General features: G+C 73.2%; 7 protein-coding genes. All 7 read right to left on the bottom strand.

Going from position 1 to position 15443, the window contains the following annotated elements:
- Positions 1–2: 2 nt before the first annotated feature.
- Positions 3–2717, bottom strand: coding sequence for a family 78 glycoside hydrolase catalytic domain (locus K4S16_RS37435; protein WP_160161159.1), 2715 nt, complete (start codon positions 2715–2717; stop codon positions 3–5).
- The gene (locus K4S16_RS37430; protein WP_149263824.1) at positions 2714–6676 is read right to left on the bottom strand and encodes a family 78 glycoside hydrolase catalytic domain; all 3963 of its coding nucleotides are present in this window, start codon (positions 6674–6676) and stop codon (positions 2714–2716) included. Before K4S16_RS37430 ends, K4S16_RS37435 begins: the two co-directional genes overlap by 4 nt.
- Positions 6677–6747: 71 nt before the next feature.
- Entirely contained in the window at positions 6748–8166 is a 1419-nt protein-coding gene (locus K4S16_RS37425) for an L-fucose/L-arabinose isomerase family protein (protein ID WP_149263823.1), read from the bottom strand.
- Positions 8167–8476: 310 nt separating this feature from the next.
- A complete protein-coding gene (locus K4S16_RS37420) occupies positions 8477–10528 on the bottom strand; it encodes a bifunctional aldolase/short-chain dehydrogenase (protein ID WP_149263822.1) in 2052 nt (683 codons plus the stop codon).
- Positions 10529–10592: 64 nt separating this feature from the next.
- Complete coding sequence (locus K4S16_RS37415) at positions 10593–13865, bottom strand: family 78 glycoside hydrolase catalytic domain (RefSeq protein ID WP_149263821.1); 3273 nt, start codon at positions 13863–13865, stop codon at positions 10593–10595.
- Positions 13866–13867: 2 nt separating this feature from the next.
- A complete protein-coding gene (gene rhaI / locus K4S16_RS37410; protein WP_149263820.1) occupies positions 13868–15034 on the bottom strand; it encodes an L-rhamnose isomerase in 1167 nt (388 codons plus the stop codon).
- Between the two features lie 29 nt (positions 15035–15063).
- Entirely contained in the window at positions 15064–15393 is a 330-nt protein-coding gene (locus K4S16_RS37405) for an L-rhamnose mutarotase (RefSeq protein ID WP_141584541.1), read from the bottom strand.
- Between the last annotated feature and the right edge of the window lie 50 nt (positions 15394–15443).

The following is a 15443-nucleotide window of genomic DNA, read 5'->3' as shown; positions in this document are numbered from 1 at the left end:
CCTCAGAGGTGGTTCGAACGGAAGGTCAGGTGCCCGGAGCCGGCCTCGAAGACGGCGTAGCCGTCCTTCATGCCGACGAAGCGGGCGCCGCCCGGCCCGGAGACGTGCACGTCGCCGGCCGAACGGGCGGGGACGTGGATCTCGGCGCGGACGTTGACCGGGATGTCCGCGTCGAGGGAGAAGCCGTCGCCGGCCCGCTTCCACGCGACGCCGACGTCACCGCGCTGCAGCGGGACGGTCCCGGCCGCGCGGTCCAGCCCGGTCAGCGGCGGCCTGATCCGGACGGCGGCCGAGGCCGGGGCGGTCGCGGTGACGCCGAGGAGGGTCCGCTGCACCTCGACCAGCGACGTCGCGCCCCACGGGTGGGAGTGGCTCTGCCCGGTCTCCGGCGCGTCCCACGACTCCCACGTGAACGTGCCGCCGCGGGCGAGGATGTTGCCCCAGCCCGGCCCGTCCTTGTCGGTCAGGCGGGCCACGACGTCCGCCGGACGTCCCGCGAGCGCCTCCAGGAGCCGGTGCGCTGTCATCGGCCCCATCTGCATGCCGAGCCCGGCGATGTGGGACTCGACCTCGGCCCGGTCCGCGGCGGGGGCGACGCCGTAGGCGAGCGCGTAGGCGTTGGCGATCTGCGAGGCGTGCGTGCTCTGCACGCCGTCGCTCTTCAGGCCGTCGATGTAGACGCCGTCAGGGCGGCGGAGCCTGGCGTTGATGTTGCCGGTGAGCGTCCCGGCGTCCTTGCGCAGCGCCTCCGCGTCGCCGGTCCTGCCGAGCACCTCGGCGGCGCGGGCCGTGGCGTTCAGGACGTCCACGCCGAGCACGTTGACGACCGTGCGGGCGGCGGTGTCCATGTCGTGCCCGTACCGCATGGTCGCGGGCCAGTCGATGATGCCGTACTTGTAGGCCCCGGAGCCGCCCTCCAGGTTGGTGACCAGGCCCGTCCCGTCCGCGATGTAGCGGCGGACGTAGCCGGCGACCGCGCTCATCACCGGGTACGCCTCCGCGAGCGTGGACGCGTCGCCGGACTGCTGGTAGTAGTCCCAGACCCAGCCGGGGAACATCTCGGTGTAGTCGGGGATGTCGCGCTTGCCGTCGCCGTTCGGGTAGACGGCGTTGAGGCGCCCGTCCGGCCAGTACCGCGCCTGCGACGCCATGAACTCGCGGATCGCCTGCCGGGTCAGGCGCCGCTCCCCGTACGCGCCCATCATGGCGATCGACGTGTCGACCGAGTCGCCGAGGAACTGCCCCTTCTCCCGGGTGGGCGTGTCGAGGAACTGCGACTGCGACCCGTACAGCGCCGACCGCGCCATCAGGTCGTAGGCCGCGTTCACTCCCTCGTCGGACGTGCGGAGGTCGCCCCTGCGGGTCACCTCGTTGTGCTGGAGGACGGCGGAGATGTCGTCCGCCTCGGCGCCCGAGCCAGGCGCGATCTCCAGGTAGCGGAACCCGACATAGGTGAGCGGCCGGAAGGTCTGGTCGCCGTCGCGCTGGGTGTAGCCGTAGCTGAGGTCGGTGTCCTGGTTGTCGTCCTTGGAGCGGGAGACCGTCCCGTCGGCGTTGAGGACGTAGGAGGCGTGCATGTCGACGTGCCGCCCGGCGACGCCGTCCCGGAACCGCACCACCGGCACGGCCGGGATCACCTTCCCGAAGTCGGCGACCAGCGCGCCCGAGTCCAGCCGCGTGACCTTCACCGGCCGGACGGCCTGGTACGCGAGCGCGGTCTCCTGCCCGTGCAGGTGCTTGAACCCGGACGCGGGGTGGACGCCGACGACCACCGGGTCCTGCCAGGAGGAGGCGTCGAAGCCGGGCTCGTCCCACCCGGCCTGCACGGCGGTGCCGTCGATGTCCTCGACGTAGTCGCCGCCGTCGCCGTTGCGCTTGGGCGCCTTCTTCCAGGGGGCGCGCGCCACCTTCCACGTCCCGTCGGTGACGACGACCTGCCGCGTCCCGTCGGCGTGGTCGATGACCAGCCGGACGAGCAGGCCCGGCTCGCCCTTCGGCCGCCCCTGCCCCGACCCGTACCAGTGGTAGAGCGCGCCGATCGTGGCGGGCTGCCCGGCCTTCACCTTCGAGGTGACGTCGACGGTCTTGTAGAAACCGTCGTCGGCGTACTCGAAGGCGGGGCCGTGGTCGACGGTCTCGCCGTTCAGGTGCAGCGCGTACTGCTGCCCGGCCGCGATGTGCACGCGGGCCCGCACGACCTTCGACGCGCCGACCGTGAAGTCCTTGCGGGCGAGGGTGTAGTCGTCGGCCTCCGCGGTGGTGCGCCGGATCCAGGCGGCCTGCCAGTCCGGGTCGGACAGCCCGGTGTCGAACGCGGCGGGCCGCGCCCACGGAGAGCGCTTTCCGGAGATGTCCCAGGTCCGGACCGTCCATGTGTAGGACGTCTCCGGCGCGAGCGCCGGCCCGGCGTACTTCACGTACTCCTGGCTCCCCGACCGGACGCGCCCGCTGTCCCAGACCGCCTTGCCGGAGGCGTCCCGCACGACGATCTCGTACGCGCTCTGCACCTCCCCGGGGTCGCGGTCGCGGGGCGTCCAGCCGAACAGCGGCGCCCCTTCCACACTCAGCGGGCGGTGCTGGTCCCCCACGGTCAGCCCGGCCGGCGCCTGCGGCGCGTGCCCGGCCCTCAGCGCGGCCTGCGCGGTCCCGGGGAGTGCCACGACGGCGGCCGACAACCCGGCCGCGGCGGCGACGCGGAACGTCTTGGAACGGATCATGAGGCGTAGCCCTCCAGTTCGATGACGCGGCTGTAGTTGTGGTCGTTGGAGTCGTGGACCAGGAGCCGGAGGGCCGACGCCGGGACGGGGGCGAAGGTCTTCTCGACCGTGCCGGCGGCGCTGCCGGCGACGGTCGCGACGGTCGTCCATGCCCCGTCCACCCGCGCCTGGACGTCGAAGTCCCGGATCCCGGACTTGGCGGCCGGGTGCGCGGGGTCGTCGAGCGTGAAGACCTTCACGCGGCCGATGCGCTGCGGCTCGTCCCAGGTGGCGGTGAGGGTGTCGGGGAAGTCGCCTGCGGTGTCGTCGTTCCAGCCGCCGACGCCGTTCAGCCAGACGCCCGAGTCGGTGCCGCCGTCGTTGGTCCACGCGGGCGAGGAGCCGCTGTGGACGCTGGACGCCGACATCTCGGCGAGGCGCACGAGGTTGCCGGTGACGCGGACCGGGGCCTGAACGCTCTCATCGTCGACGGTGAGGGTGACGGTGCCGTCCGCCGCGCCGCCGGAATGCCCGATCTTGACCGGGACGTGGACGGAGCCGCCCGCGGGGATCGTGACCCGGCCCGCGGCCTCGGCGGTGAAGCCGTCCGACGCGGCGGCCTTCACCGGGACCGTGACGGTGTGCCGCTCAAGGTTGGTGACGCGGAACCGGGCGTCGGTGGTCTTCCCGTCGAGCACCGGGATGTCGACGCCGAACGGCGGTTCGACGGCGAGCTGGGTGCGGTCCTGTTGCACGGCCTCGGGGGTGCGGACGTTGAACGTCCAGGAGCCCGATCCGACCTCGTACACGGCCCGCCCGTCCTGGACGCCCAGGGACCGGGCGCCCGCCGGGGCGGTCGCGGCGGCCGCGCCGAGCAGCGGCACCTCGACGCGCGCGGGGGCGCCGGGCGGGACGGTCACGTCCAGGCGGAGGTCGTGCCCGGAGCGGCGCCACTCGCTGGACACCGCGCCGCGCGGCGTCCGGTAGGTGGAGGCGGCGCGGGTCAGGTCGCCGACCACGGCGGGCCGGACGACGAGATTGCCGAAGGCGACCGAGTCGCCGGCCTGGCCGATCCCGGCGAGCCCGGCGCCGAACCACTCGTCGATCGCGCCGAGCATGAAGTGGTTCTGCGAACCGTAGCCGGTGGGGCCGTCCCAGTACTCGGTGAGCGCGGTCGCGCCGTGCACGACCTGGTAGCCGTAGCTGGGGTCGGTGACCTGCTGCGCGACGGCGAGGATGACGTCGTCGCGCCCGGCCGCCGACAGCACGCGGAACAGGGCGGGCAGGGCGATCTCACCGGTGGTGACGTGGTAGCCCTTGCCCTTGACGGACGCGACGAGGTGGTCGAGGACCGCCTGCCGCTGCGCCTCCGGGACGATGCCGAGGTCGAGCGCGAACGCGTCCCCGGCCTGGCTGCCCGACCCGTAGGTGTGCCGCTCCTCGTCCAGGTACTTGGCGTTGAACGCGTCGGCGATGTCGCCGGCGAGCTTGCGGTAGCGCGCGGCGTCGTCGTCCTTGCCGAGCAGCCCCGCCACGGAGGCGAGCGCGGCGGCGCTGCGCTGGTAGCCGTAGGTCGCGGCGATCCCGCGCGGCGTGGTCTTGTCGACGGCGGCCCAGTCGCCGAGGCCGTAGTCGAGCAGGTTCCCCTTCGCCTTGGAGGTCAGGTAGTCCAGGTAGCGCTGCATGTTCGGGTAGAAGTCGCGCAGCGGGCGGGCGTCGCCGTAGGTGCGGTGGTGCTGCCAGGCGGCCATGATGATGGCGCTGCCCCAGTTGGGGTCGTCGCGGACACCGCCGGAGAACTGGACGTACTCGGGCGCGATGTCGGGGACGAGCCCGTCGGCGGTCTGCGCCTCGGCCATGTTGCGCAGCAGCGCCGGGTAGTAGGCCGCGACGTCGTAGTTGCGGGTGACCGACCCCTGGACGAGCTGGGTCTCCTCCAGCCAGCCGAGCTTCTCCCGGTCGGGGCAGTCGGTGAGGATGCTGAACATGTTGCCCTGGATCGACCGGTCGATGATCCGGTGGATGCCGTTCAGCAGCAGGTCGGAGCTCTCGAACGAGCCGGCGGAGGCGTTGCCCGCGCGCAGCACGACGGCGGAGACGGTGTCCGGGTCCGGCGCGGACGGCAGGCCCGTCACCTGGAGGTAGCGGAAGCCGTGGTAGACGAACCGGGGGTGCCAGGTCTCGGTGCCGCCGCCGGCGAGGGTGTAGTGGTCCTCGATCGGCGGGCGCTGCGCGCCGCCCGCGATCACCGTGCCCTGCTCGACGAGGCCGTCCGCGCCGAGCCGCTCCCCCGGCTTGAGCGCCAGTTCCGTGCCGCGCGGGCCGCCGACCCGGATCCGCGGCCAGCCCGCGACGTTCTCGCCGAGGTCGAAGACGTAGGTGCCCTTCTTCGGCTGCGTGACCTTCACGGTCCCGCGGCGGCCGACGGGCACGATCGTGGGCGACATGCGCGCGGTCAACGCGATGCCGGGGTCGGGGGCCTCGGCGGCGGGGCGCCATGACGCCAGGTCCGCCGACGGCTCGTCCCAGCCCTCGCGCGCGAGCCGGGCGTCCTCGTCCTCGCCGCCGTACCAGTGCGTGAACGTGGTCGGCCCGAGGTCGGTGCGCCAGGACGAGTCGGTCGCGACCCGCGCGGTCGTCCCGTCCGCGAGCGTGACCTCCAGCTGGGCGAGCAGCTTCGGCGATCCCTGCGCCCCGACGTACTTGGTGTAGCGGTCGCTGGTGGAGGTGACGTTGTAGGTGCCGTTGCCGAGCCGCACGCCGATCGCGTTGCCGCCGCGCCGCAGCAGCTTCGTGACGTCGTAGGCTGCGTACTCGGCGCGCTTGCGGTAGTCGGTGTTCGGCGGCTCCAGGACGGCGTCGCTGACCGGGCGGCCGTTGACGGTGGCGTCGTAGATGCCGAGCGCGGTGATGTAGAGCCGCGCCGACCGGACCTCGTCCTTCAGGGAGAACTGCCGGGCGAGCAGGGGCAGCCGGGGCAGGTCCGTCTGGTAGGCGGGCGGCGGCTCCTGGCCGGTGACGGTCTTCACGGTCGCGAACGGGCCGTCCGCCGAGTCGGAGGTCTGCAGGGTGTAGTCGACGGGGAAGTTCGGCGTCTTGCCGGCGCTCGTCATCAGGTCCGTGCGCGGGTACAGCTTGACCGAGGCGAGGTCCTTGGCGGCGCCGAGGTCGAGCTGGAGCCAGATGTGGTGGCCGGGGTCCTGAGTGCCATAGGCGGGGCTCGTGTAGCCGAACGGTGCCTTCTGCGTGGTGAGCGACCCGTCGGTGACGAACTCCGGCATCCACTTGCCGGGGTACTCGCGCACCTCGGAGGCGGTGACCTTCGCGCCCTTCGCGACGTTCGCCCCGGACGGGTCGAGCGCCTCGATCTCGGCGAGCTGGAGCCGGGACAGCAGCGAGCCGCCCTCCTTGACCGGAAGGCCGAGCCTCGTCACGTCCAGCCGCAGGTAGCGGGCCTTGGTCCCCGCGGGCAGCGGGACGGTGGCGGGGGTCGGCGCCCGGTTCAGCCAGCGCTCGTCACTGATCCACTTGGCGGACCAGTCGTCCTTGCCGAGCAGGCCGGTCTCGAACAGGGCGGGCGTGCTCCAGTCCGACGCGCGCCCCGAGCCGTCCCAGACCCGGACCCGCCACCACACCTGGCGGCGGGAGGTGAGCGCCGTGCCCCGGTAGACGGCGCTCGCGGCGGCGGAGGACACCTTGCCGGTGTCCCACAGGTCGGCGCTGCCGAGCCGGTCGCGGGACGTCGCCGCGACGACCTGGTAGGCGGTCTGGAGGGAGCCGCGGCCGGGGGCCTCCAGGCGCCAGCTCAGGGTGGGCGCCGTGTCGTCGATTCCGAGGGGCTCGTCGAGCGCGTCGGTCCGCAGCCCGGTGGCGTGCAGGCCGGGGGCGTCCGCGCGGGCGGGCAGGGCGGTGGCGGTGGTGAGCGCCAGACACAGGGCGACGCCGCACGCGGCACCGCGGGGTGGGGGGATTTTGCGCATGACGAAACATCCTTCGGAGCTGCGCAGGGGGGTGGGGGTGGGGAGCGGCGTCGCGCCCGGGTGTCGTTCCGTCAGGGATTCACTTGGACGAGTTCGATCTCCATGAGGTCGGCGAGGGCCTTCAGGTCGGCGACGCGGTGGCCGGTGCCGAGGGCCCAGTGGTGGGAGATCCCGGTGGCCGACCACGCGTCGGTCCACTCGCCGGGGTCGCAGCCGAAGTCGACTCGGGAGGTGGTGTTGCCGATCTGGAGCAGCGGCCCGTCCACGGTCTCGCCCTCGGACGCGACGAACGCGAACCGGCCGTCGCGGCGCTGGATGACGCCGAACGCGGTGACCGGGCCGTGCTTGACGTCGAACTCGACGGACACGCCGTAGCCGCGCTTGCCGTGGTAGACGCCGAGGCCGCGCAGCAGCGGCCGGCGGGCGCTGATCGCCAGGTGCGCGGGCCCGTCGTGGCCCATCTCGACGTGGCCGCGGTGGAAGTCCAGCGCCTGCAGCTCGGTGAACGAGCCGCCGGCGCCGAGCCGGTCGGCGATCAGCATCGCCAGGGAGGTGCGCAGCTCGTACTCCCCGGCCGCCGGGATCCCCCGCGCGGTGAGCAGCGACGCGCCGAGGATCATCCCGGCGCCGAGCCGCTCGTGGATCTCGCCGTCCAGGCCCCGGTGGTAGTAGGCGAGGCTGTCCAGCTCGAAGTCCTCGACGAGGCGGTCCAGGCCGACCGAGACGCGGGCCGCCCAGGTCAGGTCGTCGTCGTTGACGGAGGCGTCCAGCTCGAAGATCTTCTCGGCCTCGGCCTTCTTGGCGGCCGTCTCGGCCTCGGTGACCTTCTCGACCCTGACCCGCAGGTCGTCGAACTCCAGCACCTCCACGTGCCCGCCGAAGTTGGCGCTGACGAGCGTGAGGTCGGTGGAGACGTCGAGCATGCCCGGGTACAGGTGGCCCATCAGCCCGTGCCTGCCCCGCCGCAGCGCCGCGCGGACCCCGGCGGCGCGCACCCAGCGGCCGATCCTCGCCCAGGCGCGCTCGTCCTCCAGGTACCCCGACACCGAGCGGAACGGGACGCCGCAGCGCGCGAACGCGTTCGCCATCTCCGGCAGCGGGCAGGCGCCGCAGTAGGCGAGCCACTGCCCGGTGTCGAAGGTCGCGTGGTCCATCGACTCGGTCGGCTGCAGGTTGATCAGCAGGACGGGCGCGTCCGCCCGCTGCGCGACCGGGACCAGCATCGTCGCGGTCATGTAGGTGGTGAGGAAGCCGACGATGATGTCGCAGCCCGCGGCGCGCAGGCGCTCGGCCGCGGCCGCGCCCTCCTGCGCGTCGGAGATGAACCCGACGTCGACGACCTCGGCGCCGAGCCCGCGCATCCGCTCCGAGACGCGCTCGGCGGACCGCTCGAGCTGCGGCAGCAGGTCGGGGAACTGCGGCCAGTAGGCGCCGAGGCCCCCGGCGACCAGGCCGACCTTCACCGGCGGCGGCGCTGTCGTGTCTGCCATTGCTTGTCCTCTCCTAGCAGGCGGTGAGGGTGCGGCGCCCGGCGGACGCCCCTTCCATGGGGACATGCCCACCGGCGCGGGACCCGCCGGATGCGGCGTCCCCGGCCCGGGGACGTGACGACGGACACAAGGGAGCGTGTGAACTTCCTCGCCGCCGGCACCGTTGTCCCTTCGGGTTCACTTGGTCGAGCGGGCCCGGACAGGACGGCCGGCGGCCCGGGTGGGGACGGCGCGGCCGCGGCGGGGGTGAGCGCCGCGGCCGCGCGGTCCGGGCCGCCGGCCGGCCTTCCTTCCAAGGGGACGGTCCTCCTCAGCGCAGGAACGCGGCGGCGACGCCGGCGTCCACGGGGATGTGCAGTCCGGTGGTGTGGGTCAGGTCCCCGCCGGTGAGGGCGAAGACGGCGGCGGCGACGTGCTCGGGCAGCACCTCGCGCTTGAGCAGCGTCCGCTGGGCGTAGAACTCGCCGAGCCGCTCCTCCTCGACGCCGTACACGGCGGCGCGCTTCGCGCCCCACCCGCCGGCGAAGATCCCGGAGCCGCGGACGACGCCGTCCGGGTTGACCCCGTTGACGCGGATGCCGTGCTCGCCGAGCTCGGCGGCCAGCAGCCGCACCTGGTGCGCCTGGTCGGCCTTGGTCGCGCCGTAGGCGATGTTGTTCGGCCCGGCGAACACCCCGTTCTTGGACGAGATGTAGACGATGTCGCCGCCCATCCCCTGCTCCACCATGACGCGGGCGGTCTCGCGGGAGACCAGGAACGAGCCGCGCGCCATGACGTCGTGCTGGAGGTCCCAGTCGGCGGTGGTCGTGTCCAGGAGCGGCTTGGAGATGGACAGGCCCGCGTTGTTGACGACGAGGTCCACTCCGCCGAACGCCAGGACCGCGACCCGGACGGCCGCGATGATCTCGTCCTCGGACGTCACGTCCGCGCCGGCGGCGACGGCGGCGTCGGCTGCGCGCAGCGCGGTGGCGCCGATCTCGGCGGCGACCTTCTCTGCCGCCGCGAGGTCCCGGTCGGCGACGACGACGCAGGCGCCCTCGGCGGCGAGGCGGCGGGCGGTGGCCGCGCCGATGCCGGAGCCGCCGCCGGTGACGAGCGCGACCCGGGAGGCGAGCGGCTTCGGCGCCGGCATCCGCCGGAGCTTGGCCTCCTCCAGCTCCCAGTACTCGATGCGGAACTTCTCCGCCTCGTCGATCGGCGCGTACGACGACAGGGCCTCCGCGCCGCGCATCACGTTGATCGCGTTGACGTAGAACTCGCCGGCGACCCGCGCGGTCTGCTTGTTCGCCCCGAAGGAGAACATCCCGACGCCCGGGACCAGCACGATCGCCGGGTCCGCGCCGCGCATCGGCGGCGAGTCCGGGCCGGCGTGCCGGTCGTAGTAGGCGGCGTACTCCTCGCGGTAGGCGGCGTGCAGCTCCTTCAGGCGCGCCTTGGCCTCGTCGAGCGGGGCGTCCGGCGGCAGGTCCAGCACCATCGGCGCGACCTTGGTGCGCAGGAAGTGGTCCGGGCAGGACGTGCCGAGCGCGGCGAGCCGGGGGTGCTCGGCGCGCGACACGAAGTCCAGGACCGGCTCGCTGTCGGTGTAGTGCCCCACCTGCGGGCGGTCCGTCGACGCCAGGCCACGGATCAGCGGGAACAGCGCGGCGGCGCGCGCGTGCCGCTGGTCCTCGGGCAGCGCCGGGTGGACGACCTCGCCGAACGGGTCGGCCTTGCCGTGCTCGGCGATGTAGGCCTCCGCGGTGCGGATGATGTCGAGCGAGTTGGCCTTGCACTCCTCGCTCGTCTCGCCCCACGCGGTGATGCCGTGCCCGCCGAGGACCACCCCGATGGCGCCGGGGTTGGCGCGCTTGATCTCGGCGATGTCCAGGCCGAGCTGGAAGCCGGGGCGCCGCCACGGCACCCACGCGACCCGGTCGCCGAAGATTCGCCGCGTCAGCTCCTCGCCGTCGGCGGCCGTCGCGATCGCGATGCCGGAGTCGGGGTGGAGGTGGTCGACGTGCGCGGCCTCCACGAGGCCGTGCATGGCGGTGTCGATGGACGGCGCGGCGCCGCCCTTGCCGTGCAGGCAGTAGTCGAACGCGGCGACCATCTCGTCCTCGCGCTCGACGCCCGGGTAGACGTCCACGAGGGCGCGCATCCGGTCCAGCCGCAGCACGGCCAGGCCCTTCTCGGTGAGGGTGCCGAGGTCGCCGCCCGAGCCCTTCACCCACATCAGCTCGACGTCGCGGGCCGTCACGGGGTCGGTGACGGTGCCCTTCGCGGACGCGTTGCCGCCGGCGTAGTTGGTGTTGCGCGGGTCCGAGCCGAGGGTGTTGGCGCGTTCCAGCAGCTGCTCCACCTCGGGTGGAGTGGCGGTCATCGGATTCTCCTCATGTGGGTGTGCTGCGTCGGGTGCGTGCGGGGCTTCATGTGCGTGCGCGGCTTCATGTGCGTGCGTGGAAGGTGTAGGCGCCGGAGCCGGCCTCCACCCGGACGACGTCGCCGTTGGCGCCCCGCCCGGTGCCGAGGACGCGCACGCCCTCGGCGGCGGTCAGCGGCCTCCCGCTCTCGGTCACCCGGTCCGCGGCCGCGGCGGGCAGCTCGATCTCGGCGGTGGCGCCGACGGGGACGCGCACGCGCAGGTCGAACCCGGCGCCGGACCTCGTCCAGCGGACGGTGACCGGGCCGTGCGGGGTGGGCGTGGAGGCGTCCACCGAGCCCAGGTCGCCGAGCGGCTGCGGCGCGACCCTGATCCGGTCGAACCCGGGCGCGGCGGGCGTGATGCCGGCGAGGTCCTCGGTGAACCACTCGCCGATGGCGCCGCCGAGGAACACGTGGTCGCGGGACCGCGAGTCCAGGTCCCAGCGCTCCCACAGCGTGGTCGCGCCGTTGGCGGTCCAGTACCCCCAGCTCGGGTAGGTGCGCTGGTCGGCGACGCGGTAGGCGAGGTCGCCGTGGCCGCGCTTCGTCAGCTCGGTCAGCAGGTACTTGGTGCCGAGCGCCCCGGTGTCGAGGTGGTCGCCGCGCTCCTCCACGTCCCGGACGAGCCGGTCGGTGACGGCCTTCTGCGCCTCCTCCGGCGCGAGGCCGAGGGCCAGGGCGAGGAGCGCGTTGGTCTGCCGGTAGCCGGGGTCGGAACGGGTGACGTAGGCGTCGCCGCGCAGGAAGGCCTTGTTGAACGCGTCCTTGATGCGGGCGGCGGCGGCCCGGTAGCGGGCGGCGTCGTCGCCGCGGCCGAGGACCTCCGCCACGCCGGCGATGATCAGCGCGTTGGAGTAGGTGTAGGCGGTGCCGTGCAGGCGCCTGTCCTCGGGGGTGTTGCCGTTGTACCCGGGGGCGAGGTAGTCGTTCAGGCTGCTCGGGTAGAGCCCCTCGCCGTCCGCGCGCTTGAGCCACCCGTCCAGGTAGGCCTGCATCGCCGGGTAGTTCGCGGCGAGGACGTCGCGGTCGCCGTACCGCTGGTACATCTGCCAGGGGATCTCGGTGAAGGAGGCGTGCCACGGCGGCGCCTGGCCGTAGGAGCCGAGGCCCCAGCCGTTGTCGGGCACGATCCCCGGGATGACGCCGTCGGAGCCCTGGCTGTCGCGGTGGTCGGTCATCCACTTGGCGAACAGCCGGCGCAGGTCGAACCGGCCCATCTCCATCTCGGCCATGAGCTGGGCGTCGCCGGTCCACCCGTTCTTCTCGTACATCGGGGTGTCGGTCGGGATGCCGTGCCAGTTGTTGACGACGGTCTGCCGGGTGGCGGCCTCCACCGTGTTGAACAGGTCGTTGGAGCTGCGGAACGAGCCGTTGGAGCGCAGGGCGCTGTGCACCTCGCGGCCGTCGAGGTCGTCGACGGTGGGCGGCTCCCCCGGCCAGCCGGTCACCTGGACGTACTGGAAGCCCTTGTAGCTGTAGCGGGCCTCCCACGTCTCGGTCGTCCCGCGCCCGGCCAGGACGTACTCGTCGGTCTGGAAGCGCCCGGTGACCAGGCCGTTGCCGGCCTGGACGGTGCCGTCGGAGTTGAGCCGCTCGCCGTACTTCAGGCTCACGATCGCGCCCTGCGGCCCGCTGACGCGGATGCGCGCCCACCCGGCGGTGTTGTGGGGCATCTTGAAGACGTGGACGCCGGGCTTGGGGCTGGTGACCGCGACGGGCCGCAGGGTGCGCGCGACCTTGATCGGCTCGTGCTCCTCGGGCACCACGGTGGCGGTCGGGGCCTGCACGGCCGCCGCCTGCCGCCAGGAGGAGGCGTCGAAGCCGGGGCGGTCCCAGCCGGGCTTCTCCTCGCGGGCGTCGTAGGTCTCGCCGCCGTAGAGGGAGTCGTAGCGGACGGGGCCCTCGGCGTAGCGCCACTGCCCGTCGGTCGCGACCGTCTGGGTGCTGCCGTCGTCGTAGGTCACGACGAGCTGGGCCAGCAGCCGCGGCTCGCCGGTCCACGGCGTGGCATGCCAGTTCCAGGTGTTCTTCTGGGTCATCCCGTAGAAGCCGCGGCCGAGGCGCGCCCCGATCACGTTGCCGCCGTGCCGCAGCATGCGGGTCACGTCGCGGGTGACGTACTCGACGCGCTTGTCGTAGCGGACGAACCCGGGCTGGAGCACCTCGTCGCCGACGCGCCTGCCGTTCAGGCTCAGCTCGACGTAGCCGCCGGCCGCCGCGTACAGCCGCGCCTTGGCGATCTTCTTGCCGGCGACGTCGAAGTCGCGGCGCAGGAGCGGCTCGGGGAGGGTGGGCTTCTCGGGGTTCACCTCGCCCCAGGGAGCACCGCCCCAGGGCGCCAGCACCTTCGCCTGCGGCCAGGCCGCGTCGTCGTAGCCGACCGCCTTCCAGTCCCCGGAGGGCTCCTCGTTCGCGGCCCGCCAGGCCGCGCCGGTGTCGAACTGCTTCGGGTCCTGGCCGGGCAGTTCGAGGCGCCCGAGGAGTCCGGCCGGGCTGGCCTTGCCGTTGGTCGCCTTGACGGCGACGACGTTGCGGCCCGTCCGCAGGTGGGCGGTGACGTCGACGACGATCGGGCGCCGCCAGTTCTCGGCCACCGGGTCGGGGTCGCGCCCGCCGACCTCGGCGCCGTTCACCCAGGCGGTGAAGCCGTCGTCGGCCGTCATGACCAGGCGGGCGCCCTCGGGCACCGCGGCCAGGTCGAACGCGCCGCGCAGGTAGCGCGAGCCCGCGGGCGCCTGCGTCTTGGGGTCGCCCTCGGGGTACCAGATCCAGCTGGTGCCCCGCAGGTCCGGGGTGGACGCGGCGTTCTCGGGGGCGGCGATCCACGAGCCGCGCCAGCCGTCCGCGCCGAGCGCGGTCTCGAACCAGGTGGCCGCGCTCCAGCGCGTCCAGTGCCCGCGGGCGTCGGCAACCTTGACCCGCCAGGTGTAGCGGGTGGCGGGCGCGAGAGCCGGGCCGCCGTAGCGGACGTCGTAGCCGCGGGCCGAGTCGACCGCGCCCGAGTCCCAGACGGTGCGGCCCCCGTCGGCGGTGGCGACGGAGACGCGGTAGGCGGTCTGGCGCTGGCCGCGCTCGCGTGCGTTCAGCAGCCATCCGAACCTCGGCTTCGCGGCCGAGACGGCGTTCGGGGTCGTGGCGTGCTCGGTCTCCAGGCCGCCGACGCTCAGGGCGGCCTCCTCCAGCGCGTGCGCCGGAACGGCCGCGGCCAGCACGAGGCCGGCGACGGCGGCGATGACGACGGGGCGGCGGGGCGCCGTGCGGGTTCTGCCGGACGGCGCGGCGGGCGCGGCGGCCATGCTCAGGCCCCCCAGCCGGCCGCCTGGCCGTCCTTGCGCTCCTCGGCGATCCGCTCGTAGTAGCCGGACGCCTTGTAGGCGGCGACCGGGTCCGGGTGCAGGCCCATCTCCTCGCGCAGTTCGGCGAGCAGCGGCCGGACGTCGGTGTTGTAGGCGTCCATGAACACGGCGTTCGCCTCCAGGACGTCACCGGACTCCTGCGCCGAGCGCAGGGCGTCGGCGTCCACCAGCAGGGCCTTCGCGGTGGCCTCCTGGACGTTCATCACCGAGCGGATCTGGCCCTGGATCTTCGGCTCGATGTTGTGGCACTGGTCGAGCATGAACGCCACGCCCGTCTCGGCGTCGTAGCCCCCGCCGCGCACCACCTCGTACATGATGCGGAACAGCTGGAACGGGTCGGCCGAGCCCACCATGAGGTCGTCGTCGGCGTAGAAGCGGGAGTTGAAGTCGAACCCGCCGAGCTTCCCCTCGCGCAGCAGGAACGCGACGATGAACTCGATGTTGGTGCCGGGCGCGTGGTGGCCGGTGTCGACCACGACCTGCGCCTTCGGGCCGAGCTTCAGGCAGTGCGCGTAGGAGGTGCCCCAGTCCGGCAGGTCGGTCATGTAGAACGCCGGCTCGAACAGCTTGTACTCCAGCAGGAACCGCTGGTCGTCGCCGAGCCGCTCGTAGACGGCGGCGAGGGCCTCGGCCATCCGGTCCTGCCGGGTGCGGATGTCGTCCTGCCCCGGGTAGTTCGTGCCGTCGGAGAACCACAGCTTCAGGTCGCGGGAGCCGGTCGCGTCCATGATGTCGACCGCCTCGAGCAGGTGGTCGAGGGCCTTGCGGCGGACGGCGGGGTCAGGGTTGGTGACGCTGCCGAGCATGTAGTCGTCGTCCTGGAAGACGTTGGTGTTCACCGCACCGATCCGCACGCCCCGCTCCTTGGCGTGGGCGGCCAGCGCGGCGTAGTCGTCCACCCGGTCCCAGGGGATGTGGACCGCCACGCTGGGCGCGACGCCGGTGAACCGGTGCACCTGCGCGGCGTCGTCGATCTTCTCCTGCGGGGTGCGCGGCACGCCCCGCTGGGCGAAGACCTTGAACCGGGTCCCCGAGTTCCCGTACGCCCACGAGGGAGTCTCGATCTGCTGGCGGCGCAGGGCGTCCTTCACCGCGCTGGTGTCGTTCACGGTTTGCCTCTCTCCTATCCGGTCACCGGCTAGTCCAGGTGGAAGACCTCGGTGAGCGGCCGCATCCCCTCGTCGGGGCGGCCGTCGAGGTCCTCGAAAAACTGCGCCATCTCCGCCTGCCACCGCGCGTTCACCTCGGTGCGGGCCATCGCCTCCTGGGCCGCCTCGAAGTCGTCGGTCTCCAGGTAGCCGACGAGGAGGCCGTCCTCGCGCAGGAACAGCGAGTAGTTGTGCCAGCCGGTGTCGCGCAGGGCGTTGAGCATGTCGGGCCAGACCGCCTGGTGGCGCAGCTTGTACTCCTCCAGGCGGTCCTGCCTGACCTTCAGCAGGAAGCAGACGCGCTTCGTGCGTCCGGACATAGGGGCGTCTCCTTGTGGGGGGCGAAGCCCCCCGCCCCCCGGTTCGCGTC

Origin of the sequence: Actinomadura sp. K4S16 (assembly GCF_008327685.1) — a bacterium.
GTDB lineage: Bacteria > Actinomycetota > Actinomycetes > Streptosporangiales > Streptosporangiaceae > Spirillospora.
This window is presented reverse-complemented; position numbering and strand designations above follow the sequence as displayed.